Annotated in this window: 20 protein-coding genes; 1 reads left to right on the plus strand and 19 read right to left on the minus strand. The window is 64.6% G+C overall.

Going from position 1 to position 25,244, the window contains the following annotated elements; translation table 11 throughout:
• Positions 1-7: 7 nt before the first annotated feature.
• The 5 genes from AC0Z35_RS18490 to AC0Z35_RS18510 all read right to left on the minus strand — a co-directional run bounded on the left by AC0Z35_RS18490 (position 8) and on the right by AC0Z35_RS18510 (position 6,619).
• A complete protein-coding gene (locus tag AC0Z35_RS18490) occupies positions 8-982 on the minus strand; it encodes a tripartite tricarboxylate transporter substrate binding protein (RefSeq protein ID WP_370638747.1) in 975 nt (324 codons plus the stop codon).
• An 11-nt stretch (positions 983-993) separates the two neighbouring features.
• Positions 994-1,746, minus strand: coding sequence for a GntR family transcriptional regulator (locus AC0Z35_RS18495; RefSeq protein ID WP_485132151.1), 753 nt, complete (start codon positions 1,744-1,746; stop codon positions 994-996).
• A gap of 240 nt (positions 1,747-1,986) precedes the next feature.
• Positions 1,987-2,706, minus strand: coding sequence for a VOC family protein (locus AC0Z35_RS18500; RefSeq protein WP_046804308.1), 720 nt, complete (start codon positions 2,704-2,706; stop codon positions 1,987-1,989).
• 15 nt (positions 2,707-2,721) lie between these two features.
• Positions 2,722-5,457 carry a preprotein translocase subunit SecA gene (secA, locus tag AC0Z35_RS18505; RefSeq protein WP_046804309.1) on the minus strand — a complete coding sequence of 912 codons (2,736 nt, stop codon included), beginning with the start codon at positions 5,455-5,457 and terminating at the stop codon, positions 2,722-2,724.
• A gap of 175 nt (positions 5,458-5,632) precedes the next feature.
• Positions 5,633-6,619, minus strand: coding sequence for a M23 family metallopeptidase (locus AC0Z35_RS18510; RefSeq protein ID WP_046804346.1), 987 nt, complete (start codon positions 6,617-6,619; stop codon positions 5,633-5,635).
• Positions 6,620-6,746: 127 nt separating this feature from the next.
• On the opposite strand from AC0Z35_RS18510, the gene AC0Z35_RS18515 reads away from it, so the two are divergent.
• Positions 6,747-7,154, plus strand: a complete 408-nt coding sequence (locus AC0Z35_RS18515; RefSeq protein WP_006217476.1) for a DciA family protein — start codon at positions 6,747-6,749, stop codon at positions 7,152-7,154.
• 204 nt (positions 7,155-7,358) lie between these two features.
• Here AC0Z35_RS18515 and lpxC read toward each other — a convergent pair whose 3' ends face one another.
• The 14 genes from lpxC to rsmH all read right to left on the minus strand — a co-directional run bounded on the left by lpxC (position 7,359) and on the right by rsmH (position 25,239).
• Positions 7,359-8,282, minus strand: coding sequence for a UDP-3-O-acyl-N-acetylglucosamine deacetylase (lpxC, locus tag AC0Z35_RS18520; protein ID WP_046804311.1), 924 nt, complete (start codon positions 8,280-8,282; stop codon positions 7,359-7,361).
• A gap of 241 nt (positions 8,283-8,523) precedes the next feature.
• Positions 8,524-9,708, minus strand: coding sequence for a cell division protein FtsZ (gene ftsZ, locus AC0Z35_RS18525; RefSeq protein WP_046804312.1), 1,185 nt, complete (start codon positions 9,706-9,708; stop codon positions 8,524-8,526).
• A gap of 192 nt (positions 9,709-9,900) precedes the next feature.
• A complete protein-coding gene (gene ftsA / locus AC0Z35_RS18530) occupies positions 9,901-11,127 on the minus strand; it encodes a cell division protein FtsA (RefSeq protein ID WP_006217473.1) in 1,227 nt (408 codons plus the stop codon).
• Positions 11,128-11,131: 4 nt separating this feature from the next.
• Entirely contained in the window at positions 11,132-11,956 is an 825-nt protein-coding gene (locus AC0Z35_RS18535) for a cell division protein FtsQ/DivIB (RefSeq protein WP_046804314.1), read from the minus strand.
• Positions 11,957-11,968: 12 nt separating this feature from the next.
• Positions 11,969-12,919 (minus strand): D-alanine--D-alanine ligase, encoded by a 951-nt coding sequence (locus AC0Z35_RS18540; protein WP_485132150.1) that lies wholly within the window; start codon positions 12,917-12,919, stop codon positions 11,969-11,971.
• Positions 12,916-14,322 (minus strand): UDP-N-acetylmuramate--L-alanine ligase, encoded by a 1,407-nt coding sequence (murC, locus tag AC0Z35_RS18545; protein WP_120153828.1) that lies wholly within the window; start codon positions 14,320-14,322, stop codon positions 12,916-12,918. Before murC ends, AC0Z35_RS18540 begins: the two co-directional genes overlap by 4 nt.
• The gene (gene murG / locus AC0Z35_RS18550; protein WP_485132149.1) at positions 14,319-15,395 is read right to left on the minus strand and encodes an undecaprenyldiphospho-muramoylpentapeptide beta-N-acetylglucosaminyltransferase; all 1,077 of its coding nucleotides are present in this window, start codon (positions 15,393-15,395) and stop codon (positions 14,319-14,321) included. Before murG ends, murC begins: the two co-directional genes overlap by 4 nt.
• A complete protein-coding gene (gene ftsW, locus AC0Z35_RS18555) occupies positions 15,392-16,585 on the minus strand; it encodes a putative lipid II flippase FtsW (RefSeq protein ID WP_046804318.1) in 1,194 nt (397 codons plus the stop codon). The genes murG and ftsW overlap by 4 nt, the downstream gene beginning before the upstream one ends.
• Positions 16,582-18,114 carry a UDP-N-acetylmuramoyl-L-alanine--D-glutamate ligase gene (gene murD / locus AC0Z35_RS18560; protein ID WP_485132148.1) on the minus strand — a complete coding sequence of 511 codons (1,533 nt, stop codon included), beginning with the start codon at positions 18,112-18,114 and terminating at the stop codon, positions 16,582-16,584. The genes ftsW and murD overlap by 4 nt, the downstream gene beginning before the upstream one ends.
• Positions 18,111-19,280: a phospho-N-acetylmuramoyl-pentapeptide-transferase gene (gene mraY, locus AC0Z35_RS18565; RefSeq protein ID WP_046804320.1), complete on the minus strand. Its 1,170-nt coding sequence runs from the start codon at positions 19,278-19,280 to the stop codon at positions 18,111-18,113. The genes murD and mraY overlap by 4 nt, the downstream gene beginning before the upstream one ends.
• Positions 19,270-22,128 carry a bifunctional UDP-N-acetylmuramoyl-L-alanyl-D-glutamate--2,6-diaminopimelate ligase MurE/UDP-N-acetylmuramoyl-tripeptide--D-alanyl-D-alanine ligase MurF gene (murF, locus tag AC0Z35_RS18570; protein ID WP_485132147.1) on the minus strand — a complete coding sequence of 953 codons (2,859 nt, stop codon included), beginning with the start codon at positions 22,126-22,128 and terminating at the stop codon, positions 19,270-19,272. Before murF ends, mraY begins: the two co-directional genes overlap by 11 nt.
• On the minus strand, positions 22,125-23,855 hold the full coding sequence (locus AC0Z35_RS18575; RefSeq protein ID WP_046804322.1) for a peptidoglycan D,D-transpeptidase FtsI family protein: 1,731 nt from the start codon (positions 23,853-23,855) through the stop codon (positions 22,125-22,127). The genes murF and AC0Z35_RS18575 overlap by 4 nt, the downstream gene beginning before the upstream one ends.
• On the minus strand, positions 23,852-24,142 hold the full coding sequence (ftsL, locus tag AC0Z35_RS18580) for a cell division protein FtsL (RefSeq protein WP_046804323.1): 291 nt from the start codon (positions 24,140-24,142) through the stop codon (positions 23,852-23,854). The genes AC0Z35_RS18575 and ftsL overlap by 4 nt, the downstream gene beginning before the upstream one ends.
• Positions 24,142-25,239 (minus strand): 16S rRNA (cytosine(1402)-N(4))-methyltransferase RsmH, encoded by a 1,098-nt coding sequence (rsmH, locus tag AC0Z35_RS18585; RefSeq protein ID WP_120153818.1) that lies wholly within the window; start codon positions 25,237-25,239, stop codon positions 24,142-24,144. The genes ftsL and rsmH overlap by 1 nt, the downstream gene beginning before the upstream one ends.
• Positions 25,240-25,244 lie beyond the last annotated feature (5 nt).

Consider the following 25,244-nt stretch of genomic DNA (forward strand, 5'->3'; position numbering starts at 1 on the left):
CCGCCGCTCAGTTATCCAGATTGATGTTGCTGCTCTTGATGAAGGCGCTCCAGCGGTCGTATTCCGACTTCACGTAGGCGTCCAGTTCGGGGCCGTTCGACGCCACGATTTCGAAGCCCGCTTCCGTCACCTTCTTCTTGATGTCCGGGTCAGCCAGCACCGCCTTGAAGTCGGCCGTCAGCTTTTTCACGGTCGCGTCGGGCGTGCCCTTCGGGGCGAACATGCCGCTCCAGGAATACGCGACAAAGCCCGGAAAGCCCGATTCGATCACCGTCGGCACGTTGGGCAATTCAGGCAGGCGCTTTTCGCCGGCCACGGCCAGGGGCTTGATCTTGCCGCCCTGGATCTGCCCGCGCAGCGCCGCAAAGCTCAGCCACGTCATATTGGCCTGCCCGCCCACCACGGCCTGGATGGCCGGGCCGCCGCCGCCATACGGCACATGCAGCAGTTCAACCTTCGACAGGCGCTTGAGTTCTTCGGGCGCCAGATGGTTGAGCGAACCCACGCCGGTGGACGCGTAGTTGAATTTGTTGGGCGATTCCTTCGCCGCTGCGGCCAGGAACTCTTTCAGGTTATTGCCGGGCACATTGGGGTTGGCGCCGATGACCAGCGGAAAACGCACGGTCTGCGAGATGGCAACAAAGTCCTTGAAGGTGTCGTAGGGCAGTTTGGGCTTTACGGCCGGGTTGATGCCGTGATTGTCGAAGCTGACCAGCAACGTATTGCCATCGGGTTCGGCGCGCGCCACGAAAGCGGTCGCGATCTGGCTGGCCGCGCCGGGGCGGTTTTCAACCACGACCGCGCGCCCACCCAGTTGCTGGGACAGACGCGGCTGCAAGATGCGCGCCAGGATGTCGGTGCTGCCGCCCGGCGGGTACGGCACCACCAGGATCAACGGCCGTTCTTCGGCGGCGACGGGTGCGGCCACCATGGCGCCCCCGGCGGCAGCCAGCGTGCATAAGCCCGCCAGGATCCGCTTCATTGTGTGATTCATTATTTTTCCCCTGCTGTTGTGGTGTTGGCCGGCGCTACCGTGGCGGGTTCGGCCTGGTCCCGCATGTAAATCGTAGAAAAGCCTGTGCGTATCACGTCGGTAATCTGATCCAGGCGGCGCCCGATATGCGCGCCCATCAGCGCGGGCAGCGCATCCATGTCGCGCTGTTCCAGCGCCTGCACGATGCGCAGGTGTTCGCCCTGCGTGTGGCTGCGCCGGCCCTGCTGCATATCGATCCAGCGCACGAAGTGAATCCGGGCATTGACGCTTTCCAGGGCCCGCACGAATTCTTCATTGCGCGACAGCCCCGCCAGATTCAGGTGAAACGCTTCGTCCAGTTCCAGCAAGCGGGTGGCGTCGCTGTCTTCCGGCACATCGCGCGACCGCTCGACGAATGCCCGCAACTGGGCCAGTTCTTCGTCGCTGGCACGCTCGCACGCGGCGCGCACGATGCCCGCTTCCAGCACCGCGCGGTATTCGTACAGGCTGTGAATCTGCTTGGCGTCCAGCAAGCGGGCGATAAATCCGCGGTTGACCGAGCGGGTCAGGAAGCCTTCAACCATCAACTGGTTCAGCACCTCCCGCAGCGGCGTACGGCTGACGTTCAAACGGCGCGCCAGCTCAACTTCGTTGATGCGTTCGCCGGGCTTGAAATCAAAGCGCACCGCCATCGCCTTGACCGCGCCGTACAGCTCGGCCTGGCCCGCGGAGGTGCGGGCAGCGGGACGATGGACGGTGGGCGACTGCGTCATGGAGCGGAATCCGGCTGGCAAATAGAGGAGATCGGGGTGGGGAAATGCGGCGGGATGAAGTGCATACTAAAGTGCATACACTTTGCCTTGCAAGCAGGGTTTGCCCGCAAGAGGCGGGTCCGGGCGCCGCGAAGCCAAAAAAGGGACGCAACGCGACACGGCTGCGAAAAATGCAGCCCGGGATCACAAGTGTGGAAGTCAGAAAACGGGCGCGGCGCGACCGACACGCCCGTTGGCAAGCTACAGGCCGGTATCGAGCGTGTAGTGGGCGCCGTCGCGGTTTTCCAGCGTCAGCGTGGACAACACGGGCGTCACCGCTGCCGCGTCTTGCTGAACGTGAATGCGCAGATTGGCCAGCGGCACGTCCCAGCCGCCAGAAGCGGCTTCGGCGGACACGTCCGCCACCCGCGCCAGGCGCTCGGCCACCGCTTGCGCATCCGCCGCGCGCGCGTCGATGCGAATCAGGCTGCGCGCGCCATTAGGATGCGCCATCAATGCCGGCGACCACACGCATTCCGGCGTCAGGTGTCGGCAGAAATACATGCGGATGCCGGGCAAGGGCTGCTCGGCAAAACGCACGGTATGGAACTTGGCCTGCACTTCCTGGCCGTCCAGCATCGCCGGGCGAGTCAGTTCTTGTACAGGGTTCACGGCGAACCCGGCTGCCTTGAGCCGTTCGTAGGTGGCGTCGGCGTCATAGGTGCGAAACACCAGTGCTTCCAGCCCGAACGGCGAATCCGCGATCTCCTTGCGGGCGGGCGGCGCCCCCGGCGGCCATCCCAGCAATTCGACATACGTGCCTTCCAGCACGATCAGCCGATTGCAGGACCCCAGGTTATGCACCGCCTTGTCGCTCAGGTGAAAGCCCTGGCGCTCAAAGTGCGGCGCCAGCGCATCCAGCCGGTCGCGCACCATCACGACGGCGTGGTCGAATTCGGTGCGGCCGACAGAATGCAGCATGGCGTTATCCCCTGATCAGACCAGCTTGCCGTGGCACTGCTTGTACTTCTTGCCGCTGCCGCACGGGCAAGGGTCGTTGCGGCCGACCTTGGGCAGCGCGTTGCGCACGGGCTGCGCGCTGTCGTCCGATTCCGTCTGGGCCAGTGCCTCGTCGTAGTCGGAATGGTGGTATTGCACGTTTTGCACGTGCGATTGCGCCGCTTCCGCTTCGGCTTGCTCGACCTGCTCGGACGACTGCACGCGCACCGTCATCAACACGCGCACGACGTCGTCGCGAATGCGATCCAGCATGCCCGAGAACAGTTCGAAGGCTTCGCGCTTGTATTCCTGCTTGGGGTTCTTCTGCGCGTAGCCGCGCAGATGGATGCCCTGGCGCAGGTAGTCCAGCGACGACAAGTGTTCGCGCCAGTGCGTGTCGATCGATTGCAGCATGATCGAACGTTCAAACTGCGACCACGACTCAACGCCCACCTGGTCAACCTTGGCCTGGTACGCATCGCGCGCCGCGGCCACCACGCGTTCGCGCAGGTCTTCGTCGGTCAGGTTGGATTCCTTCTCCAGCATTTCCGTCAGCGGAAGGTGCAAGTGCCAGTCGGCTTCCAGCGCCTTTTGCAGGCCGGGGACGTCCCATTGGTCTTCGACCGATTCCGGCGGCACGTACGTGTTGAACAGTTCGACCACGGCGGCATCGCGCAGGTTGTTCACCGTGGCGCTGACGCTGGCGGCTTCCAGCACGTCGTTACGCTGCGAATACAGCACCTTGCGCTGGTCGTTGGCAACGTCGTCGTATTCCAGCAATTGCTTGCGGATGTCGAAGTTGCGGCCTTCCACCTTGCGCTGCGCGGTTTCGATCGAACGCGTCACCATGCCCGCCTCGATGGGCTCGCCCTCGGGCAGCTTCAGGCGTTCCATGATGGCGCGCACGCGGTCGCCCGCGAAGATGCGCATCAGCGAGTCTTCCAGCGACAGGTAGAAACGGGACGAACCCGGGTCACCCTGGCGGCCGGCGCGGCCACGCAGCTGGTTGTCGATACGGCGCGATTCGTGGCGCTCGGTGCCGATGATGCGCAGGCCGCCAGCGGCCTTGACCTGCTCGTTCAGCGGCTTCCATTCAGCGCGGATCTTCTCGATGCGCGCATTCTTTTCGGCTTCCGACAGCGATTCGTCGGCGCGGATCAGGTCGACCTGCTTGTCCACACTGCCGCCCAGCACGATGTCGGTACCCCGACCGGCCATGTTGGTGGCGATGGTGATGTGACCCGGCTTGCCGGCTTCGGCAACGATCTCGGCTTCGCGGGCGTGCTGCTTGGCGTTCAGCACTTCGTGCGGCAGCTTGGCCTTTTTCAGCAGGCCCGACAGCAGCTCGGAGTTTTCAATGCTGGTCGTGCCCACCAGCACGGGCTGGCCGCGCTCGTGGCAGTCGCGGATGTCTTCGAGGATCGCGTTGTACTTTTCCGGATCGGTCTTGAAGACCTGATCGTTCTGGTCCTTGCGGATCATCGGCTTGTTGGTCGGGATGATGACCGTTTCAAGCCCGTAGATTTCCTGGAATTCGTACGCTTCCGTATCGGCCGTACCGGTCATGCCGGACAGCTTTTCGTACATGCGGAAGTAGTTCTGGAACGTGATGGATGCCAGCGTCTGGTTCTCGTGCTGGATCTTCACGCCTTCCTTGGCTTCAACGGCCTGGTGCAGGCCGTCGGACCAACGGCGGCCCACCATCAGGCGGCCCGTGAATTCGTCGACGATCACCACTTCGCCGTCCTGCACCACGTATTGCTGATCGCGGAAGAACAGGTTGTTGGCGCGCAAGGCCACCATCAGGTGGTGCATCAGGGCAATGTGGCGCGGGTCGTACAGCGATTCGCCTTCCGGCAGGATGCCCAGGCGGGCCAAAATGGCCTCGGCATTCTCGTGACCGGCTTCCGACAGGTAAACCTGCTGGCTTTTTTCGTCGACCCAGTAATCGCCTTCGGGTTCCGGCTCTTGCGGCTTGGGCTCGCTGGCCATGCGCTTGAGCAGCGGCGGCACCGCGTTCATGCGGATGTAGAGCTCGGTGTGATCCTCGGCCTGGCCCGAAATGATCAGCGGCGTACGGGCTTCGTCGATCAGGATCGAGTCCACTTCGTCGACGATGGCGTAGAACAGCACGCGCTGGCGGCGGTCCTCAACACGGTATTCCATGTTGTCGCGCAGGTAGTCGAAGCCGAATTCGTTATTGGTGCCGTAAGTGATGTCGGCGGCGTAGGCGGCCTTTTTCTCTTCGTTAGGCTGCTGCGGCACCACCACGCCCGTGGTCATGCCCAGGAAGTGGTACAGGCGCCCCATCCATTCCGCGTCACGGCGGGCAAGATAGTCGTTCACCGTCACCACGTGCACGCCCTTGCCGGCGCATGCATTCAGGTAAACGGGCAACGTCGCCATCAGCGTTTTGCCTTCCCCCGTGCGCATTTCGGCAATCTTGCCGCTGTGCAGCGCGATGCCGCCCAGCAACTGAGAGTCGAAATGGCGCATCCCGAACACGCGCTTGCCGGCTTCGCGCACGACGGCGAAAGCTTCGGGCAGCAGGTCGTCAAGCGACGTACCTTGGGCGTATCGGGATCGGAATTCGTCAGTTTTGGCCGCCAGCTCCGCATCGGAAAGCGCGGAAATCTTGGGCTCGAGCCCATTGATCTGGGTTACCAGCTTGCGATACTGCTTAAGCAGCCGGTCGTTGCGGCTACCTATGAGTTTTTTGAGCAGAGAAACCATGCGTATGTCGGCCGCACGAGCCACGCCGCGCCTGCAAAGGGCAAGGGCAGCGCCTCCCGTGACTTTGATTTATTGGTTGAGCGGGGGTCCGCTGGGAAACGAACCAGTTTAACGCACCTGGCGCGTAATAGCCTGGCCCTATGGCCAGAGTGCTGAAGATGACCGGTTTGACCGGTCAGCGCGCCGCAGGTTCAGTCGCGGCGGCCTGGGCCACGGCGGGCGGCGCGTTCTGCTGCGATCCCAGGAACAAACGGGGGTCCAGCGGTTGTCCGGCAAGGCGGACCTCAAAGTGCAGATGCGGGCCGGTCGAACGGCCGGAACTGCCCACGCGAGCCACTTGCTGGCCGCGTTCCACCAGTTGCCCCTGCTTGACCATCAGCGACGACGCATGCGCGTAGCGCGTGATCAGGCCGTCGCCATGGTCGATTTCGACCATATTGCCAAAGCCGGGCTGGAACTTGGCTTCCAGCACCACGCCGCCGGAAGCGGCCAGGATCGGGGTGCCCGAAGGCGCCGCGAAGTCCAGGCCTTCGTGCATGGCGGTGCGACCCGTCACCGGATTGCGGCGCCAGCCGTAGGAGGAACTCAGATAGGGATAATCGGTGATGGGCATCGCCGTGGGCATGCGGGCCTGGTCGGCCGACCGCTTGGTCAGCGCCGCGTCCAGCAGCTTCAGGTTGTCGGATTGCTGCGCCAGCCGCGCCTGGATTTCGTCCAGCTGGCGGCCCAGCGCTTCGGCGGACGCCGCGCTGGGCGGCGGGTGGTCGGTGAACAGGTCATCCATGACCTGGGTCGCTTCCGGCTGGGTCAGCGCTTCGGGCTGCGCCACGGCCAGTTGCTTGGCTAGTTCCGGGTCGGTGTACGCCACGCCCGCCACCTTGGCCACGCGCTGGCCCAAGCCGTCGATGCTGACCAACTTGGCTTGAAGGGCGCCTACCTTGGCGGCCAGCAGGTTCATGTTTCCACGCAGGAAATCGGTATCGCGACCCGGTTGTTGTGCCAGCGGCCAGCCCACGGTGTGTACCGCCGGCAGGATGGGAGTAAGGTAGCGCTGTAGCGCGGCGCCAAAGATGGCGGCTGTCATCAGAGCGGCCCCAAGCAGCAACGCCAGCCGCGCGCCACCCAGGGTGAAATGCCCGTCCCGCCCGTCGCGGGCGTGCATAATCACGATTTTCAAGATTGCTTCCTAATTCTCTAGAGCCGGGATGAATAGACCCACTTCATACCGTCAACGTTCCAGTTCCAGCCGGCGGAAAGAAAATACCGCTCTGGGATGGCTGGGTCATGACATGCGGGGCGCCGGAGTGTTGGCGACTGCCCGCAAGCACTTGCAAATTCAGTATGCGGTGGCGGCGGTTCTGCCCGCCCCGCTAGGTGCCGTCTGCCAGGTGGGCAAACTGGAAAACCAGTGCCTGCATCTTGTGGTGCCCAGTGCCGCGCACGCAGCCAAGATGCGTCAGTTGGCGCCGCGCGTGGCGCGTGCCCTGGCCGATCAAGGCTGGAACCTTAACGAAATTGCCGTCAAGGTACAAGCGGGGTTACCGAAGCCCGGCGCCCGTCAGCCACGCCCTCCCAAAGAGGCGCAACCCCTGGGCAATACCGCCTTGGGCGCGTTCGAGACGCTGCACGAAAAACTGCGCCCCGGCCCGTTGGCCGACGCGGTTGCCAAGCTCTTGAGGCATCACAAGAGTAGCTGAAGCTATCCGGCTTTGTCCGGCGCGCACGGCGCATGGAAACGAAGCGAAACCAAGTTCTTGTCGGACTACGACGATGGTTTGCAGCCGGATGGCGACTGTTGCATCAGGGGATGATGACCGGCCCCGCCCATTGGTCGGGCAAGGCGGTAAACGGACGAAATCGGGGCATCGCGCCCCCGCCCGCATCCCGTCAGGAACCCGGCGTTACGCCAGCTTCCATTCGTGGCGGAAGGCTTGCGGCGCTTCAGCCTGCGATTCATAGGTGATCAGTTCCCAGGCATCTTGCTGCGCGAGCAGCGCACGGGCCAACTGATTGTTCAGGCCGTGGCCCGACTTGCACGCCACGTAGCGGGCCACCAGGGGCTTGCCCAACAGATACAGGTCGCCGATGGCGTCCAGGATCTTGTGCTTCACGAATTCATCGTCATAGCGCAGCCCGTCGCTGTTCAGCACCCGGTATTCGTCCATGACGATGGCGTTGTCCAGGCTGCCGCCACGGGCCAGGCCCATCGAGCGCAGCGCTTCCACTTCATTGACGAAACCGAACGTGCGCGCGCGGGCAATTTCACGCACGTACGAATGCGTGGCGAAATCGATCTCGGCAAAATTGGCGGTGGAATCAATGGCGGGGTGGCGGAAGTCGATCGAGAAGGCCAATGCGTAGCCTTCGTGCGGTTCCAGCCGCGCCCATTTTTCGTTGCGGCCTTCGCCTTCGCGCACTTCCACCGTCTTTTTAACGCGGATGAACTGCTTGGGCGCGTTCTGCTCGACGATGCCCGCCGAGCGCAACAGATAAACAAAGGTTGCCGCACTGCCGTCCATGATGGGGACTTCTTCGGCAGTGAGGTCGATATGCAGGTTGTCGATACCCAGGCCGGCCAAAGCCGACATCAGGTGCTCTACCGTGGATACGCGGACGTTGCCCTGTTGCAGGACGGACGCCATGCGCGTGTCGCCCACGCCGGTGGCCTGAGCAGGCAGGTCCACGACTTCGGGCAAATCAACACGGTGGAAAACAATGCCCGTATTGGGCTGTGCCGGACGCAGGGTGAGCTCTACCCGCCGTCCGGAGTGGACGCCGACGCCTGTCGTGCGGACGAGATTCTGAATGCTGCGCTGTCGGAACATGATGCTTGGGTATTAGAGCCAGGAAGCCGGCACGAAGAGTACAGATTGCCGGCGTAACTGACGTATTGTAACGCTGTCCGATCCTTGGCGCCATCAAGCAACCCGGATCGACCGATACTTCCGTCCCTTTATAGAACCGTGCAAGGGAAACACGGACCGCTCCGCCTCCGGCTCGCCCGCGGGGACAAGCGAGCCGGAGATGAGGGAGTTGCGATTCAGAGCCTGTAGTCGGCTCTTTCGTTTAATCCGCCTGCTTGCGCAGGAATGCCGGGATGTCGAAATGATCCATGCCCGAGCTTTCCAACGCACGCACCTGGGCCGACGCCTGGCTGCGCGGGTTGCGCATGACAGACGGCATATCCAGATTGCGGTAATCGCCACCTTGACCAGCCGGCATCGTGCCCATGGGCATGTTGTCGGTACCGGTACGCAGCACTTCAGCCGTGCTTTGCACCAGTTGCGGACGCGCTTGCGCACGGCCCAGGCCGGTTGCAACCACGGTCACGCGCAGGTTTTCACCCATGGATTCGTCGTAGGCCGTACCGAAGATCACGGTCGCGTCGTCCGAAGCGTAGCTGCGGATCGTTTCCATGATTTCGCGCGTTTCGCGCATCTTCAGCGAGCGGCTGGCGGTGATGTTGACCAGCACGCCACGCGCGCCGTTCAAGTCCACGCCTTCCAACAACGGGCATGCAATGGCGTGCTCGGCGGCGACACGTGCACGGTCCGCGCCCGATGCCGATGCCGTGCCCATCATGGCCTGGCCCTGCTCACCCATGATCGTCTTGACGTCTTCGAAGTCGACGTTGACGTTACCTTCGACGTTGATGATTTCGGCGATGCCCGCGCAAGCGTTGTGCAGGATATCGTCGGCCGAACGGAAGCAGTCTTCCTGCGTCGCGTCCTCGTCCATCAGTTCATAGAGGTTCTCGTTGAGGACCACGATGAGCGAATGCACGTGCTTGGCCAGTTCGGCAATGCCGTCCTCGGCCATCTTCAGGCGCTTGTTGCCTTCAAACGTGAAAGGCTTGGTGACCACGCCAACGGTCAGGATGCCCAGTTCCTTTGCCACTTCGGCCACGACCGGACCCGCGCCGGTGCCGGTGCCACCGCCCATGCCGGCGGTGATGAAGACCATGTGAGCGCCGTTCAGCGCAGCACGGATCTCCTCGCGCGCGGTTTCAGCCGACGCACGTCCTTGCTCGGGCTTGGCGCCCGCGCCCAGGCCGGTACGGCCCAAGCGAATCTGCACCGGGGCATTGGTTGCCGCCAGCGCTTGCGCATCGGTGTTGGCGCAGATGAAATCCACGCCGTGCACGCCGCTGCGAATCATGTGCGCGACGGCATTGCCGCCCGCACCGCCCACACCAACGACCTTGATTACGGTCCCTTTGGTGTTGTTCTCAAGCATCTCAAAGTTCATCATGATGACTCCCTCACAAGTCCGATTTTGCAAATCACAAAAATTCCCCAACAACCTATATTTTGTGAATCGCCTCAAAGCCGATGCCGACTGCTATGGTCCGCGACGGGTTTGAGACGCCTCCCCTTTCTGGTCCGCCCCGCGATACTGCCGCGACGCGTTCCAAGGAGCAGGCCCCAACCTGCCCCTTCCTCTTTAATTCATGAACCATTCCTTCATGCGCGCTAGCAGGCTTTTGAAATTGCCTGTCTGAGCGGCGACCTTGCGACCTCGCACACGCTGCATCCGTGCTTCCTGCAACAAACCCATGACCGTCGAGAAGCGCGGGTTGCGCATCACGTCGGCCAAGCTTCCTTCGTATTCGGGTACCGCCACACGCACCGGCTTGAGGAACACGTCCTCGGCCAGTTCGATCATGCCGGGCAACTGCGCCGACCCACCGGTCAGGACAACGCCCGAAGCCAGCAGATCTTCGTAGCCGGAATCGCGCACCACCTGCTGCACCAGCGTGAACAGTTCTTCGACGCGCGGCTCGATCACGGCGCCCAAGGCCTGGCGCTTGACCTGGCGCGGGCCGCGATCGCCCAGGCCGGGCACTTCGACGGATTCGTCCGGGCTGGCCAGCACCTGCTTGGCCACGCCGTAGCGCAGCTTGATCTCTTCGGCGTCCGGCGTCGGCGTGCGCAGCATGGCCGCGATGTCGTTGGTGATCTGGTCGCCGGCAATCGGCAACACCGCGGTGTGGCGAATGGCGCCGCCGGTAAAGATGGCGACATCGGTGGTGCCGCCGCCGATGTCCACCAGCACGACGCCCAGCTCTTTTTCGTCGGCCGTCAGCACGGCCAGGCTCGAGGCCAGCGGTTGCAGGATCAGGTCCTGCACTTCCAGGCCGCAGCGGCGCACGCACTTGACGATGTTCTGCGCGGCGCTGACCGCGCCCGTCACGATGTGCACGCGCACTTCCAGGCGCAGGCCGCTCATGCCGATGGGCTCGCGGATGTCTTCCTGGCCATCAACGATGAACTCCTGGGTCAGCACATGCAGCACTTGCTGGTCGGTAGGGATGTTCACCGCCTTGGCGGTCTCGATGACGCGGGCAACGTCGGTGGCGGTGACTTCTTTGTCCTTCACAGCGACCATGCCGCTGGAATTGAAGCTGCGGATATGGCTGCCGGCAATGCCGGTGTAGACGTCGCGAATCTTGCAATCTGCCATCAGCTCGGCTTCTTCAAGCGCGCGCTGAATGGAATTCACAGTGGTCTCGATGTTGACGACCACGCCCTTGCGCATGCCGCGCGATTCGTGCTGGCCAAGGCCGAGCACTTCGAATCGCCCTTCGGGCAAAATTTCAGCCACCACAGCCACCACCTTGCTGGTGCCGATATCGAGGGCGACGATAAGGTCCTTGATGTCACGGGTCATGGCGTTAGCGTTTCTTGGGAGGTTTCGGTGTGGATTTGGATTTGGTTTCCGACGCGGGCAACGGAGCCAGCGCCAGGGCGAAACCATTCGGATAGCGCAGGTCGGCCTGCGTGATGGTGCGCCCTTCCAGGCGCCCCGACACGACGGGCCACGCCTGCACAAAGCGTTGAATACGAGCCGCGAACGGCAAGGCGCCGGGCAGGCCATGCGGGTCCGGCGCGTCGGCGCCCGGGTCCCGGCCCAGGTCCAGCAGCATGCCGTTGGACAGCACCACCCGCCAGGCATAGCGCGGGCTCAGCTCCAACTGTTTGACATGCATGTCCAGCGGCGCGAACCACCGCGCCAATTCGGCGTAGCGCTGCACCACCAGCGATTCCGTGCCCTCGGGGCCCGAGAACTGCGGCAGCACGGTTTCGTCGTCCACCTCGCCCGTGTTGGCCGTGAACGCTTCGCCCCAGGTGTTGATCATCTGGTTTTCGTTCCACAGCGCCAAGGGCTGCTGTTCCTCGATCCGCACGCGCAGCACGTTGGGCCAGATGCGGCGCACGGTGGCATGGCGTACCCACGGCACGGATTCGAAGATCTCGCGCGCGTCGTCCAGGTCCACCGTGAAGAAGTTGCCCTTGAAGCGACCCGCGATGGCCGAGCGCACCGCTTGCGGCGACACGTAGTGCAATTCGGTGTCCGGCATCGATTCCAGCTCGATGGCCGTCAGCGTGAAGAACGGGCGTTGCGCTACCCAGACCACGCCCGCGATCAGCATGGCGCAAACCGCCAGCACGGCTAGCGTGTTGGCGATCAGGTTGGTAGTGCGAGCGTCGTTCCACACGGATTATCCAGGTCAAGCGTTACGCGGGGCGCTGTGCACTTTGCACGAGGCCTCGGACAAAATCGCCACGCAGAGTTCGGCGTAGCTGATCCCTACGGCCTTCGCGGCCATCGGCACCAAAGAATGGCTGGTCATGCCAGGCGAGGTATTCATTTCAAGCAGCCACGGCCGGTTGTCGCGGTCGAGGATGAAGTCGGCGCGGCCCCAGCCTTCGCAGCCCAGCGCCTGATAGGCCTTAACGGCAATTGCGGCGACTTCTTCAGCCACGCCGTCCGGCAGCGTTGCCGGGCAGAAGTACTGCGTGTCGTCCGAGAAATACTTGTGTTCGTAGTCGTAGTTGCCACCGGGTGCGGCGATCTCGATGACGGGCAGCGCGCGCGCGCCCTTGCCCGAACCCAGCACTGCCACCGTCAGCTCGCGGCCGGTGATGAATTGTTCGGCCAGCACCTCGCTGTCAAAACGCGCGGCGGCGGCATAGGCTTCTTTCATGTCGGAATAGCCCACTACCTTGGTGATGCCCACGGTCGACCCTTCATGCGGCGGCTTGACGATCAGCGGCAGGCTCAGACGGTCCGGCACCAGGCGAAGTTCCGTGTCGGCGTCCAACACTTCGAATTCGGGCGTGGGCAGGCCGTTTTGCAGCCACACGCGCTTGGTCATGGTCTTGTCCATGGCCAGGGCGGATGCCATCGGGCCGCTGCCCGTGTACGGAATGCCCAGCAATTCCAGCGCGCCCTGGATCGTGCCGTCTTCGCCGTAGCGGCCATGCAGCGCGATGAAGACACGGTCAAAACCTTCGGCGGCCAGCTCAGCCAGGCTGCGCTCGCCCGTGTCGAACAGGTGCGCGTCCACGCCGGCGCTGGCTAGCGCCTGCTGCACGCCCTTGCCAGACATCAGCGACACTTCGCGTTCAGCGGAGCGTCCGCCGTACAACACACCCACTTTGCCGAATTGCGCGCTCATGCCAGTTCTCCTACTTGGGCGGGGACCTTGCTGATCGAACCCGCTCCCATCACGATCACGACGTCGCCGTTGCGCACGAAGTCGACCACAGCCTGCGGCAGTTCAGCCACGTCTTCGACGAACACCGGCTCGACCTTGCCCGCCACCCGCAACGCGCGCGACAGCGCACGGCCGTCCGCGGCCACCAGCGGCGGTTCGCCGGCGGCGTAGACCTCGGTCAGCAACACGGCGTCGGCCGTGCCCAGCACCCGTACAAAATCTTCAAAGCAATCCCGCGTACGCGTGTAGCGGTGCGGCTGAAAGGCCAGCACGATGCGGCGATCGGGCCAGGCGCCGCGCGCGGCGGCCAGCGTGGCGGCCATTTCCACGGGGTGATGGCCGTAGTCATCAATCACCGTGAAGGTGCCGCCGCCATGGGTGGCCGGCACCGGAAATTCGCCCGTCTGGGTGAACCGGCGGCCCACGCCCTTGAAGGCGGCCAGCGAATCGCGGATGGCGTCATCGGACACGCCCAGCTCGGTTGCGACGGCAATCGCGGCCAGCGCGTTGCGCACGTTATGCAGGCCGGGCAGGTTCAGTTCCACCTGCAACGGCGGCAGCAGCGTGTCGCGATGCGTGCGCTGCACGTTAAAGCGCATGCGCGTGCCGGACGGCTGCACTTCATAAGCGCGCACCTGCGCGTCTTCGTTCAAGCCGTAGGTAGTGATCGGGCGCGACACGAAGGGCATGATCTCGCGCACATTGGCGTCATCCGAGCACAGCACGGCGCTGCCGTAGAACGGCAGGCGCTGCGTGAATTCGATGAACGCGCTTTTCAGGCGCGCCACATCGTGCCCATAGGTGTCCATGTGGTCGGCGTCGATGTTGGTCACGATGGCCATCACCGGCAGCAGATTCAGGAACGACGCGTCGGACTCATCCGCTTCGACAACGATGTAGTCGCCCTGCCCCAACCGCGCGTTGGCGCCGGCCGAATTCAAGCGGCCACCGATCACGAAGGTGGGGTCCAGGTCGCCGGCGGCAAGCACGCTGGCGACCAGGCTGGTGGTGGTGGTCTTGCCATGCGTGCCCGCCACGGCGATGCCGCGCTTCAGGCGCATCAGCTCGGCCAGCATGATGGCGCGCGGCACCACGGGGATACGCGCAGCGCGCGCAGCGATGACCTCGGGGTTGTCGCCCGCCACCGCGGTGGACGTGACGATGGCGGCCGCGCCAGTGACGTTGCTGGCCACATGGCCGATGGCGATCTTCACGCCCAGACCGGCCAGACGGCGCGTGACCGCCGATTCGTTCAGGTCGGAACCGCTGATCGTGTAGCCCAGGTTGAGCAGGACCTCGGCAATGCCGCTCATCCCCGAGCCGCCGATGCCCACGAAATGGATATGTTGAATTCTGTGTTTCATGATGAACGCCCCGCTGCTTGTTCGCAGACATCGGCGATATGGGCCGCGGCTTCCGGCTGCGCATGCGCGCGCGCACGGCCGGCGACGGCCTGGAGTTCTTGTCGGGAACGCTGGGCCAGCCAGTCCGCCAGCCACTCGGGCGTCAGGGCGGATTGTGGCTGTAGCCAAGCGGCTTCTGCATCGCTCAAAAAGCGCGCATTGGCGGTCTGGTGGTCATCGATGGCATGCGGCAGTGGCACGAACAGGGCGGCGACGCCCGCGGCAGCCACTTCGGACACCGTCATGGCGCCCGCGCGGCAGATCAGCAGGTCGGCATCGCTCATCGCGCCCGCCATGTCTTCGATGAACGCGCGGCAGTCGGCCTGCACGCCCGCCTGGGCGTAGGCTTGTTGCAGCGCGGGTAAATGTTGTTCGCCAGCCTGATGGACAACGACCGGGCGGCGCTCTTGCGGCAAGCGCGCCAGCGCCTGCGGCACGGCAATGTTCAGCGCCTGCGCGCCCAGGCTTCCGCCCACCACAAGCAGGCGTAGCGGACCGGAGCGGCTGGCGTAACGCACGGCCGGGTCGGGCAATGCGCACAGGTCGGCGCGCACCGGGTTGCCCATCGCCTCGCCCTTGGGCAGCACGCCCGGGAACCCGCTGAGCACGCGGCGCGACATCTTTGCCAGGCACTTGTTCGCGGTGCCGGCAACGGCATTCTGTTCGTGCACCACCAGCGGCGTGCCGCGCAGGGCCGCGATCACGCCCCCGGGGAACGCCACGTAGCCGCCCATGCCCAGCACCACGTCGGGACGCACGTCCGCCAGACGCGACCAGGCTTGCGCAAAGGCGCGCAGCAGCAGGAACGGCAGTTTCAGCAGCGCGGACGCGCCCTTGCCACGCACGCCTTGAAAGCGCAGCGGCACCAGTTCAATACCGCGCGGCGGCACGAGCTTGCCTTCCATCTTGTCGGGGTTGCCCAACCACATCACGCGCCAGCCACGGGCGCGCAGCACATCAGCCACGGCCAGGCCGGGCATGATGTGGCCGCCGGTGCCGCCGGCCATGATCAGGATGGTGCGCGCGGCGGTCATACCCGTCCCCCACGCATCATCACGCGATTTTCCACGTCGACCCGGATCAGCATGGCCAGTGCGCACAGATTCATCACCACGCCCGAACCGCCGTAGCTCATCAGCGGCAAGGTCAGGCCCTTGGTGGGCAGCAAGCCCAGGCACACGCCCATGTTGATGAAGGACTGCACGCCGAACCACATCGCCACGCCATGCGCCACCAGACCCGCGAACGTGCGTTCCATGGCGATGGCCTGGCGTCCGATATCGAAGCCGCGGTAGACGATGATGGCGAACAGCGTGATCACCAGCATGACGCCGGCAAAGCCCAGCTCTTCGCCCACTACCGCCATCAGGAAGTCGGTGTGCGCTTCGGGCAGGTAATGCAGTTTTTCAACACTGGCGCCCAGACCCACGCCCAGCCATTCGCCGCGGCCCAGGGCAATCAACGAGTGCGACAGCTGATAGGCGCTGCCGTAGGCGTTGTCTTCGTTCCAGGGGTCCAGGTACGCGAACAGCCGCGCACGGCGCCACGGCGACAGCCAGATCAACATCAGGAAGGTGCTGACCAGCACGCCCAACAGGCTGCTGAAGTACTTGCCGTTGATGCCGCCCAAAAACAGGATGCCGATGGCAATGGCCACGATCACCATGAAGGCGCCCAGGTCGGGCTCAAGCAGCAGCAGCATGCCCACGCCCGCCAGCGCAAACGCCATCGGCAGAAAGCCGCGCGCGAACGCCTGCATGTGTTCCTGCTTGCGCACCGTGTAGTCGGCGGCGTAAAGCAGGGCCGCCAGCTTCATCAATTCAGACGGCTGGAAATTCAGCGGACCCAGCGGGATCCAGCGGTGTGCGCCGTTGACTTCGCGGCCGATGCCGGGGATCAGCACCGCTACCAGCAGCACCATCGCCACCACGAACAGCGGCACGGCCATGCGCTGCCAGACCCGGATCGGGATGGCCAGCACGACCGCGCCCGCAACCAGACCCGCGCTGACGAACAGGCCATGGCGGATCACGAAGTAGTAGCGGCCATAGGACGCGTAACGCGGGCCATCGGCCAGCGCGATCGACGCCGAATACACCATCAGCAAGCCCAGCAGCAACAAGGTCGACGCCGCGATGACCAGCGGCAGATCGAAGTTGCGCATCTTGGTACGGCCGGGCCGTACGGCATTGACGCTGGCGGTGAGATCGGCGATCAGGCTCATGCCACTTCTCCGCGATCGCGGGCCAGGTCTTCGACCTCTTCCATGAACACTTGCCCACGGTGCGGATAATTGCGGAACATGTCCAGGCTGGCGCAAGCGGGCGACAGCAACACGGCGTCGCCCGGCTGCGCCAATTCAGCCGCGCCGCGCACGGCGGCATGCAGCGAATCAACAGTGATGCAGTTGACACCGGTGGACGCCAGCACACGGCCGATCTCGGGCCCGTCCACGCCGATCAGCATGACGGCGCGCGCATGGCGCGACACCACGGGAATCAGCGGAGAAAAGTCCTGGCCCTTGCCTTGCCCGCCGGCGATCAGCACGACTGGTTGGCCCAGGCCTTCCAGCGCGGCCACCGTGGCACCGACGTTGGTGCCCTTGCTGTCGTTGATATAGTCCACACCGCCGATCTGACGCACGAACGCTGCGCGATGCGGTTCGCCCGCGTATTCGCGCAGGGTACGCAGCATGGCGCCCCAGCCCAGGTCCAGGCAGCGGGCCAGCTGCAACGCGGCCAGTGCGTTCAAGGCGTTGTGGATGCCCCGAATGCGCAACGCGTCCACCGGCATCAGGCGGCTTTTGCGGCCATTGGCACGCACGGGTTCGGGCGCGTCTTTCTTGCGGCGCGTGGGCGGTGCGGGTTCGTCGAAATCGCTAGGTTCGCAGGCAACGAGCCAAGCCACGCCCTGCCCGAGTTCAAGACCCATGTCGCCGACCAGCTCGGGCATGTCGCGGCCAAAGCTGCGCACGTTCAGCGCGTTCACGGTGGGCACCATGGCCACGGTAAGCGGGTCATCACGGTTGACGATGGCGATACGCGCCATCTTCAGGATGCGGGCCTTGGCAGCGGCGTAGGATTCCATGCCGCCATGCCAGTCCAGGTGATCTTGCGTTACGTTCAGCACGACGGCGGCGTCGGCCATCAGCGAGCGCGTCGTTTCCAGTTGGAAGCTGGACAGCTCCAGCACCCACACCTGCGGCAGCGCATCGTTGTCCAGCGCGTCCATCAGCGCGGTCAGCGCGGCCGGACTGATGTTTCCGGCGGCCACCACCGACAGGCCGCTGGCGTCGATCAAGTCGCGCGTCAGAGCAGTAACGGTGGTCTTGCCGTTGGTGCCGGTTACGGTCAACAGGCGCGGACGGTATTCGCGCGTTTCGGCCAGATCGGCCAACGCGCGGGCAAAGAGTTCGATTTCACCAACCACCTCGATGCCGCGGGCCTCGGCCTCGCGCAGCAGATCGGCGGCGGGTGCTTGCGTGGGCGCCAGGCCGGGACTGAGGACGATTTGCGTCACGCCATCCAGCAGCGCGGGATCAAACGACGCATCGCATCCCAGCTGGTACTGCACATCACTTTGCGCCAGCGCCTCTTGCAGCGCGGCAAGGCCACCCGGTTCAGCGCGCGTGTCGGCCACACGCAAGCGGGCGCCCAGGCGGGCGCACCAGCGTGCGGCGGCGACACCCGTCTCGCCCAATCCGAGGATCAGGACAAGCGGCGCGTCAGCGCGGGAGGTTTCCATCGTATTCATCGCAACTTCAGGGTTGAGAGGCCAATCAGCACCAGCATCATGCTGATGATCCAGAAACGCACGACCACCTGGGTTTCTTTCCAGCCGCCCACTTCAAAGTGATGATGCAGCGGGGCCATGCGGAATATGCGTCGACCTGTTCCATAACGTCGCTTGGTGTACTTGAACCACGTCACCTGGATCATCACCGACAGCGTTTCCACCACGAACACGCCGCCCATGATGAACAGCACGATTTCCTGGCGCACGATGACCGCGATGGTGCCCAGCGCGCCGCCCAGGGCAAGCGCGCCGACGTCGCCCATGAAGACCTGGGCCGGATACGCGTTGAACCATAAAAAGGCGAGTCCCGCGCCCCCTATCGCCGCGCACAGCACCATGAGTTCGGACGCACCGGGTATGTAGGGGAACAGCAAGTACTTGGAATAGTCCACGCGGCCGACCACGTAGGCGAAGATGCCCAGCGCGCTGCCCACCATCACGGTGGGCATGATGGCCAGGCCATCCAGGCCGTCAGTCAGGTTCACGGCATTGCTGGTGCCGACAATCACGGCCCAGGTCAGCGCCACGAACCCCAGCACGCCCAGCGGATAGCTGACCGACTTGAAGAACGGCACGATCAAGTCGGCACGCGTGGGCAGCGACATCGTGAAGCCGCTACCCACCCAGGCCTTGAACAAGGGCCACAGGTCGGTGTTGGCGGGCGCCGACACGGCAAACGCCAGGTACACCGCGGCCACCATGCCGATGGTGGCCTGCCAGAAGAATTTTTGCCGTGCGGGCATGCCTTCGGGATCGCGATAGACAACCTTGCGGTAGTCGTCCATCCAGCCGATCCAGCCGAAGCCGAACGTGACAAGCAGCACCACCCACACGAAGCGGTTGGTCCAGTCGGCCCACAGCAAGGTGCTGATGGCGATGGAAATCAGGATCAGCACGCCGCCCATCGTGGGGGTGCCGGTCTTGACCAGATGCGTTTCCGGGCCATAGGCGCGCACGGCCTGGCCGATCTTCATTTCGGTCAACTTGCGAATCACACGCGGACCGGCCACCAGGCCGATCAGCAACGCCGTCGCGCACGCCAGCACGGCGCGCAACGTGATGTATTCGAACACGCCCAGGGCGCGCACATCATCGGAAAGCAGACGGGCTAGCTCAAGCAGCATGCTGCTCTCCCTGCGCCTTGGCCGTCTGTTCGTCGTTCGTGGAAAAAGCCTTCACTACCCGCTCCATGCGCATAAAGCGCGATCCCTTTATCAATACGCTGGACGGGCGCAAGCCGCGCAAGGCGGCCACCACTTCGTCTACCGATGTGCACGCTTGCGCGCCGGGTCCGTATGCGGCCGCGGCCGCCCGGCTGGCATCGCCCAGCGTGATCAACGCGTCAAGCCCTTGCTCGCGCGCATAGTGGCCCGCCTCGGCGTGCAAGGCAGGGCCGTTGTCCCCGATTTCACCCATGTCGCCCAACACCAGGACACGCGTGCCGGCGATTCGCGCCAGCACGTCGATGGCCACGCGAACCGAATCGGGGTTGGCATTGTAGGTGTCATCGATCAGCAACGTTCCGTCGCTTAATTGTTTGTGCTGCATGCGGCCGGCCACCGGCGCAAAGCCCGCCAGCGCGCGCACGGCAACGTCCAGCGGCGCGCCTGCTGCGATGGCGCTGGCGATGGCGGCCAGCGCATTGCGCAGGTTGTGCAGGCCGGGCACGGGCAAGACCAGGTCCGCAACGCCCACCGGCGTCACAACGCGGCAACGGGTCGAGCCCACATCGGCAAGGATCTGCTCGGCGTAGACGTCCAGCCCGGGCTGCAAGCCGAAGCGCAACACGCGGCGCGGTTCAGCCAGCGCATCCCAAATGGCGCAATAGGGTTCGTCGCCGGGATACACGGCAACGCCGTCATCCGGCAACGCAGCGATGGCAGCGCCGTTTTCGTGCGCCACCGCTTCCACGGTGTGCATGAATTCCTGGTGTTCGCGCTGTGCGTTGGTCACCAGCGCGACCGTGGGCGCGGCCATGTCGGCCAACTGTGCGATTTCGCCCGGGTGGTTCATGCCCAGTTCAAACACCGCGGCGCGATGTTCAGCGCGCAGGCGCAGCAGCGTCAGCGGCACGCCGATGTCGTTGTTCAAATTGCCGGCGGTGGCCAAACGGCCCGACTCGCCCTGCCATTCGGCCAACATCGCCGAGATCATTTCCTTGGTGGTCGTCTTGCCGTTGCTGCCGGTCACCGCCACCACGGGCAGCGTGAACTGCGCGCGCCACGCGGCACCGATGCGCATCAGCGCAATGCGGGTATCGCCCAGCACCAATTGCGGCAGCCGGGCGTCGGGCACCGCGTGCGCCACGACGGCCGCGCAGGCGCCGCGGCCTTCGGCCTGGTCAAGATAGTTATGCGCGTCGAAGTTCTCGCCGACCAGCGCCACGAACAACTCTCCCGAGCCGATGCGGCGGGTATCCGTGGACACGCCCTTGACCTGCGGCAGCAGCAGCGACAGGCGCGCCCACTCGCGGTCATCAAAGGGCAGTTTTTCGCCGCCGACGTCCTGGTACGTTTCATGGCCCTTGCCCGCCAGCAGCACGACATCGTCTGGCGAGGCGGACCAGATGGTCTGCATGATGGCGCGCGCGCGATCAACCTGGGCGTCGGCGTGCACAGCGTCCGGGATGCCGGCCAGGATCTGGTCGACGATGGCTTGCGGGGATTCGGTGCGCGGATTGTCGCTGGACACCACAACGTGGTCAGCCAGCTGCGCGGCGATACGGCCCATTTCCGGGCGCTTGCCCGGATCGCGCTCGCCGCCGCAACCAAACAGGCAGATCAAGCGGCCGGACCGGGCGATGGCCACGGGGCGCAGCGCGGTCAATGCGCGAGACAAGGCATCCGGCGTGTGCGCGTAGTCCACCACCACCAGCGCGCCCCGGCCAGCGGAAGACTGGGGCGACACCGCTATCGGCTCCACGGTCTGCAAGCGCCCGTCAACCGGGTCCGTCGCGGCCAATTCGCGCGCGATCTGTGCAAACGGCAGGCCCAGCTTGTACAGCACGCCGGCCACCAACAGCAGGTTCGACACGTTGTGCGCGCCCAGCAGGCGCGTCACGATCTGGGCCTCGCCGTGCGGGGACACCAACGTAAAGATCTGGCCCTGCGATGTGGCCTGCAAATCCCGCGCGCGCATCGCGGCGGGGATGTCGGGCGAATCGCTCAGGCTGTAGCCCATCGTGGCCATGCCTTGCGGCAGGCTTGCCAGCAGGCGGCGACCGGCTTCGTCGTCGGCATTGACGACGGCGGCGGTCAAGCCAGGCCATTGGAACAAACGCGCCTTGGCGGCTTCGTAGCGTTCCATCGTGCCGTGATAGTCAAGATGGTCGCGCGTCAGGTTGGTGAAGGCGGCCAGCGCCACGCGCACACCGTCCAGGCGGCCTTGCTCGATACCAATTGACGACGCTTCCATGGCCACGGCCTGGGCGCCGGCGTCGCGCATCGCGGCCAGCGTGCGGTGCACGGTCAGGACGTCGGGCGTGGTCAGGTCGCCGCCCAGCGTGCGGCCGTCCGGCAGCACGGCGCCCAAGGTACCGATGGTGCCGCAAGGCTTGTCGTTGCGGCTGAGCGCGTGCGCAATCCATTGCACCGACGAGGTCTTGCCGTTGGTGCCGGTCACGGCCACCACGGCCAGCGCCGCCGACGGGCGGCCGTACCAGGTGTCGGCCAATTCGCCCAGCAAGGCGCGCAGCCCCGTCACCGGCAGCATCGGCGTGCCCGACGCGGCGTTCTGAAGCGCTTCGGTGGCGGGCGCTTCGAACAAGACGGCGCTGGCGCCAAGCGCCAATGCCTTATCTATATAGAGACGTCCGTCGCTGGACAGGCCCGGGCAGGCAACGAACACGTCGCCCGGCTCGATATCGCGCGAGTCCAGTTTCAGATGCGCCGTCAACGAGACGCGCGCATGCAACCACGCCACGGTTTCAGCAACCGTGGCGACAGGGGTAGAGAGGAAGCCGTTGGCGCTCATCTGCCTGGCTCCTTGAGACCAGCAACAATCGTGGATTCAAAAGGCGCGTCGGGCCGCACCCCCATCAACCGGAGGCTTCCGCCCACGATGTGGGAGAACACCGGCGCGGCGATGGCGCCGCCGTAATAACCGCCAACCGTGGGCTCGTCGATGGACACGGCCACGACGATCTTCGGATCGGACACTGGCGCAAAACCCACGTACGAGCTGCGATAGCGCTGCATGCTGTATTTGCCGTCGACGATCTTGCGAGCGGTGCCGCTCTTGCCGGCCACGCGATAGCCCTGCACCTGGGCTGCCTTGGTGCCTTCGGGGCCGGCGGCGGCTTCGAGCATCGCGCGCACCATGGCGGTGGTCTTGGGCGTGTAGATCTTGACGCTGGTCGGGTCGCTGTCGCGCTTGACCAGCGTCAGCGACACCATGTCGCCGTTACGGGCGAAGACGGTGTAAGCGCGCGCCACTTGCAGCAGCGACACGGACAGGCCGTAGCCGTAGGCCATGGTGGCCTTTTCGATCAGGCGCCAACGGTCCCAGGGACGCAACCGGCCGGGTGCTGCGCCGGGGAATCCCACTTGAGGGGCCTGGCCCAAGCCTAATTCGGTGAAGCGGTCCCACATTTCACGGGATTCCAGCTTCTCGGAAATCATCGTCATGCCGATGTTGCTGGACTTGCGCAACACCCCGGCAACGTCCAGCGTGCCGTTGCGGCTGACGTCGCTGATCGTGCTGCCTTGATAGGTGAAGCGGCCATTGCCCGTTTCGAACAGGGTCGACGTCGTGATGCGGCCCAGGTCCAGCGCCAGCGCGGCCGTGAACGGCTTCATGATGGAGCCGGGCTCGAACGTGTCGGTAATGGCCTGGTTGCGCAGCTTGGAACCATGAAAGGTTTCACGCTTGTTCGGGTCAAACGTCGGCACGTTGGCCAACGCCAGGATTTCGCCGGTATGCACGTCCACGACCACGGCGGTGGCGCCCTTGGCCTGGTGCTTTTCCATGGCGTCCTTCAATTCCTTGAACACCAGGTACTGCAAGCGGGTATCGATCGACAGGCGCAGGTCGCGCCCATCAACGGGCAACGTCACGGCCTGCACGTCTTCGATGACGCGGCCCAGCCGGTCCTTGATGACGCGGCGGCTGCCCGGGCGGCCCTGCAATTGCTGGTTGAACGTGAGTTCAACCCCTTCCTGGCCCTGATCTTCAACGCTGTTGAAGCCAACCACATGGGCCATGACGTCGCCGTCGGGATAGTAGCGGCGCGTTTCGGGCTGCTGATGGATGCCCGGCATGTTCAGCTGCTTGATCTTGTCGGCCACGTCCATTGCGACCTGGCGCTTCAAGTAGACGAAGTTCTTGTCTTCGTCGACCAGGCGATGGCGCAGGTCGGCCACCGGCGTTTCCAGCAACTTGGCCAGCGCATCCATTTGCGCGGGCGTGCCTTGCTTGGCGTCTTCCGGGATTGCCCAGATGGCGCGCGCCGGCACACTGGAGGCCAGCACCGCGCCGTTGCGGTCCATGATCTTGCCGCGCGTGGCGGCCAGCGTCAGCGTGCGTTCGTAGCGGCGTTCGCCCTGCTGCTGCAGGAACTCCGTCGACAAACCCTGCAAGAACAAGGCGCGCCCGGCCAGCACCGTGAAACCGCCAAACAGCAGTATCAGCACCAGGCGCGCGCGCCACGTGGGCAGTTGCCCGCGCAGTACAGGGTTATCGAAGAAGGGAACGCGTTTCATTGCGCGCCTCCGGTGGCAGCGCCGGACGCCTGATTTACATACAGCGTACGGTCCGGGACGATGGAGATCATCTTCAGGCCGTCACGTGCAATGGCGTCCACCCGCGCATTGCGGGCAAGCTCGGCGCGCTCAAGCTGCAATCGGCGCCAGTTGGTTTCCAGGTCGCGCGCCTGCGCCTGATCGCGTCCCAGCTCAACAAAAAGCTGGCGCGACTGATACCGGCTGGTGACCAGGGAAATGGCCGACAGCATCAGTAGCGCCGCAACGATCAGGTTGACACGACCCATCAGCGCCGCCCCCCTTTGCCACCGCGGCGAGGCGGCGGAGCCAGGTCGCTGCCAGGCAACGAGCCGATCTTCACAAACGCAAAACCGCCCTCGGGGGGCAGCGGTGTTTCGGTGCGTTCGGCAACCCGCAAGACGGCAGAGCGGGCGCGGGCATTGCCGGAGACTTCGTCGTCTTCGGCCTGGACCCTTCCCAGGGAACGGAGGATAGGCTGGGGCATCTCGCTTTCGCGCAGCGGCAGGCGTGCATGCGCGGCGGCCGGCCGAGCCGCCGCCACGATGCACTGCTTGACCATGCGGTCTTCAAGCGAATGAAAGCTGATCACCGCCAACCTCCCTCCCGGGGCAAGCAGGTCTAGAGCTGCCGCGAGGGTGCGCGCGAGCTCTTCGAGTTCCCGATTGATGTAAATCCGTAAAGCTTGAAAGGTGCGTGTGGCCGGATGCTGCCCCTTTTCGCGCGTGCGGACGGCGCTGGCGACGCACTCGGCAAGCTCGAGCGTGGTGCACAGCGGCCTTGTTGCGCGGCGAGCAGCAATCGCCTTTGCAACCTGAAAAGCAAACCGTTCTTCGCCATAATCCGCTATGACCTCCCGCATCTCATCCACACTGGCTTGCGCCAGCCATTCCGCCACCGTGGGACCACGAGTGGTGTCCATCCGCATATCGAGCGGGCCGTCTCGCATGAACGAGAAGCCGCGCTCGGCGTCATCGATCTGAGGCGACGACACGCCCAGATCCAGCATCACGCCATCGACCTTGTCGATGCCGAGCTGCTGCAATTCTTCTGCCATGGTGGCAAAGCCGCCATGTACTACCGTGACCCGCGGGTCCGCAGCCGCCAACGCATTGGCTACCGCGATCGCCTCGGGGTCCTTGTCGAACACCACCAGCCGCGCGGACTTGCCCAAGCGCCCAAGCAGTTCGCGACTGTGCCCGCCGCGGCCGAAGGTGCCGTCGACAAACACGCCGCGTTCCGCCCGCGTAGCCGTATCCGGCTCGGTCTGGGAGTGCGACCGTGTCGCGCCTTTGCCGCCGAAGTCTGGCAGCAGTAGTGCGTCCACCGTCGGCTCCAGCAGAACGGGCCGATGTTCGAATTCCATAAAAT

This window comes from Achromobacter sp. 1L-A-4-B-C2, assembly GCF_057291955.1.

What these genes read in the sequence shown, in the direction of transcription:
- AC0Z35_RS18490 (WP_370638747.1), bottom strand. Translation starts at nt 982, where the DNA reads ATGAAGCGGATCCTGGCGGGCTTATGCACGCTGGCTGCCGCCGGGGGC.
- AC0Z35_RS18495 (WP_485132151.1), bottom strand. Translation starts at nt 1,746, where the DNA reads ATGACGCAGTCGCCCACCGTCCATCGTCCCGCTGCCCGCACCTCCGCG.
- AC0Z35_RS18500 (WP_046804308.1), bottom strand. Translation starts at nt 2,706, where the DNA reads ATGCTGCATTCTGTCGGCCGCACCGAATTCGACCACGCCGTCGTGATG.
- secA (WP_046804309.1), bottom strand. Translation starts at nt 5,457, where the DNA reads ATGGTTTCTCTGCTCAAAAAACTCATAGGTAGCCGCAACGACCGGCTG.
- AC0Z35_RS18510 (WP_046804346.1), bottom strand. Translation starts at nt 6,619, where the DNA reads ATGCACGCCCGCGACGGGCGGGACGGGCATTTCACCCTGGGTGGCGCG.
- AC0Z35_RS18515 (WP_006217476.1), top strand. Translation starts at nt 6,747, where the DNA reads ATGCGGGGCGCCGGAGTGTTGGCGACTGCCCGCAAGCACTTGCAAATT.
- lpxC (WP_046804311.1), bottom strand. Translation starts at nt 8,282, where the DNA reads ATGTTCCGACAGCGCAGCATTCAGAATCTCGTCCGCACGACAGGCGTC.
- ftsZ (WP_046804312.1), bottom strand. Translation starts at nt 9,708, where the DNA reads ATGATGAACTTTGAGATGCTTGAGAACAACACCAAAGGGACCGTAATC.
- ftsA (WP_006217473.1), bottom strand. Translation starts at nt 11,127, where the DNA reads ATGACCCGTGACATCAAGGACCTTATCGTCGCCCTCGATATCGGCACC.
- AC0Z35_RS18540 (WP_485132150.1), bottom strand. Translation starts at nt 12,919, where the DNA reads ATGAGCGCGCAATTCGGCAAAGTGGGTGTGTTGTACGGCGGACGCTCC.
- murC (WP_120153828.1), bottom strand. Translation starts at nt 14,322, where the DNA reads ATGAAACACAGAATTCAACATATCCATTTCGTGGGCATCGGCGGCTCG.
- murG (WP_485132149.1), bottom strand. Translation starts at nt 15,395, where the DNA reads ATGACCGCCGCGCGCACCATCCTGATCATGGCCGGCGGCACCGGCGGC.
- ftsW (WP_046804318.1), bottom strand. Translation starts at nt 16,585, where the DNA reads ATGAGCCTGATCGCCGATCTCACCGCCAGCGTCAATGCCGTACGGCCC.
- murD (WP_485132148.1), bottom strand. Translation starts at nt 18,114, where the DNA reads ATGAATACGATGGAAACCTCCCGCGCTGACGCGCCGCTTGTCCTGATC.
- mraY (WP_046804320.1), bottom strand. Translation starts at nt 19,280, where the DNA reads ATGCTGCTTGAGCTAGCCCGTCTGCTTTCCGATGATGTGCGCGCCCTG.
- murF (WP_485132147.1), bottom strand. Translation starts at nt 22,128, where the DNA reads ATGAGCGCCAACGGCTTCCTCTCTACCCCTGTCGCCACGGTTGCTGAA.
- AC0Z35_RS18575 (WP_046804322.1), bottom strand. Translation starts at nt 23,855, where the DNA reads ATGAAACGCGTTCCCTTCTTCGATAACCCTGTACTGCGCGGGCAACTG.
- ftsL (WP_046804323.1), bottom strand. Translation starts at nt 24,142, where the DNA reads ATGGGTCGTGTCAACCTGATCGTTGCGGCGCTACTGATGCTGTCGGCC.
- rsmH (WP_120153818.1), bottom strand. Translation starts at nt 25,239, where the DNA reads ATGGAATTCGAACATCGGCCCGTTCTGCTGGAGCCGACGGTGGACGCA.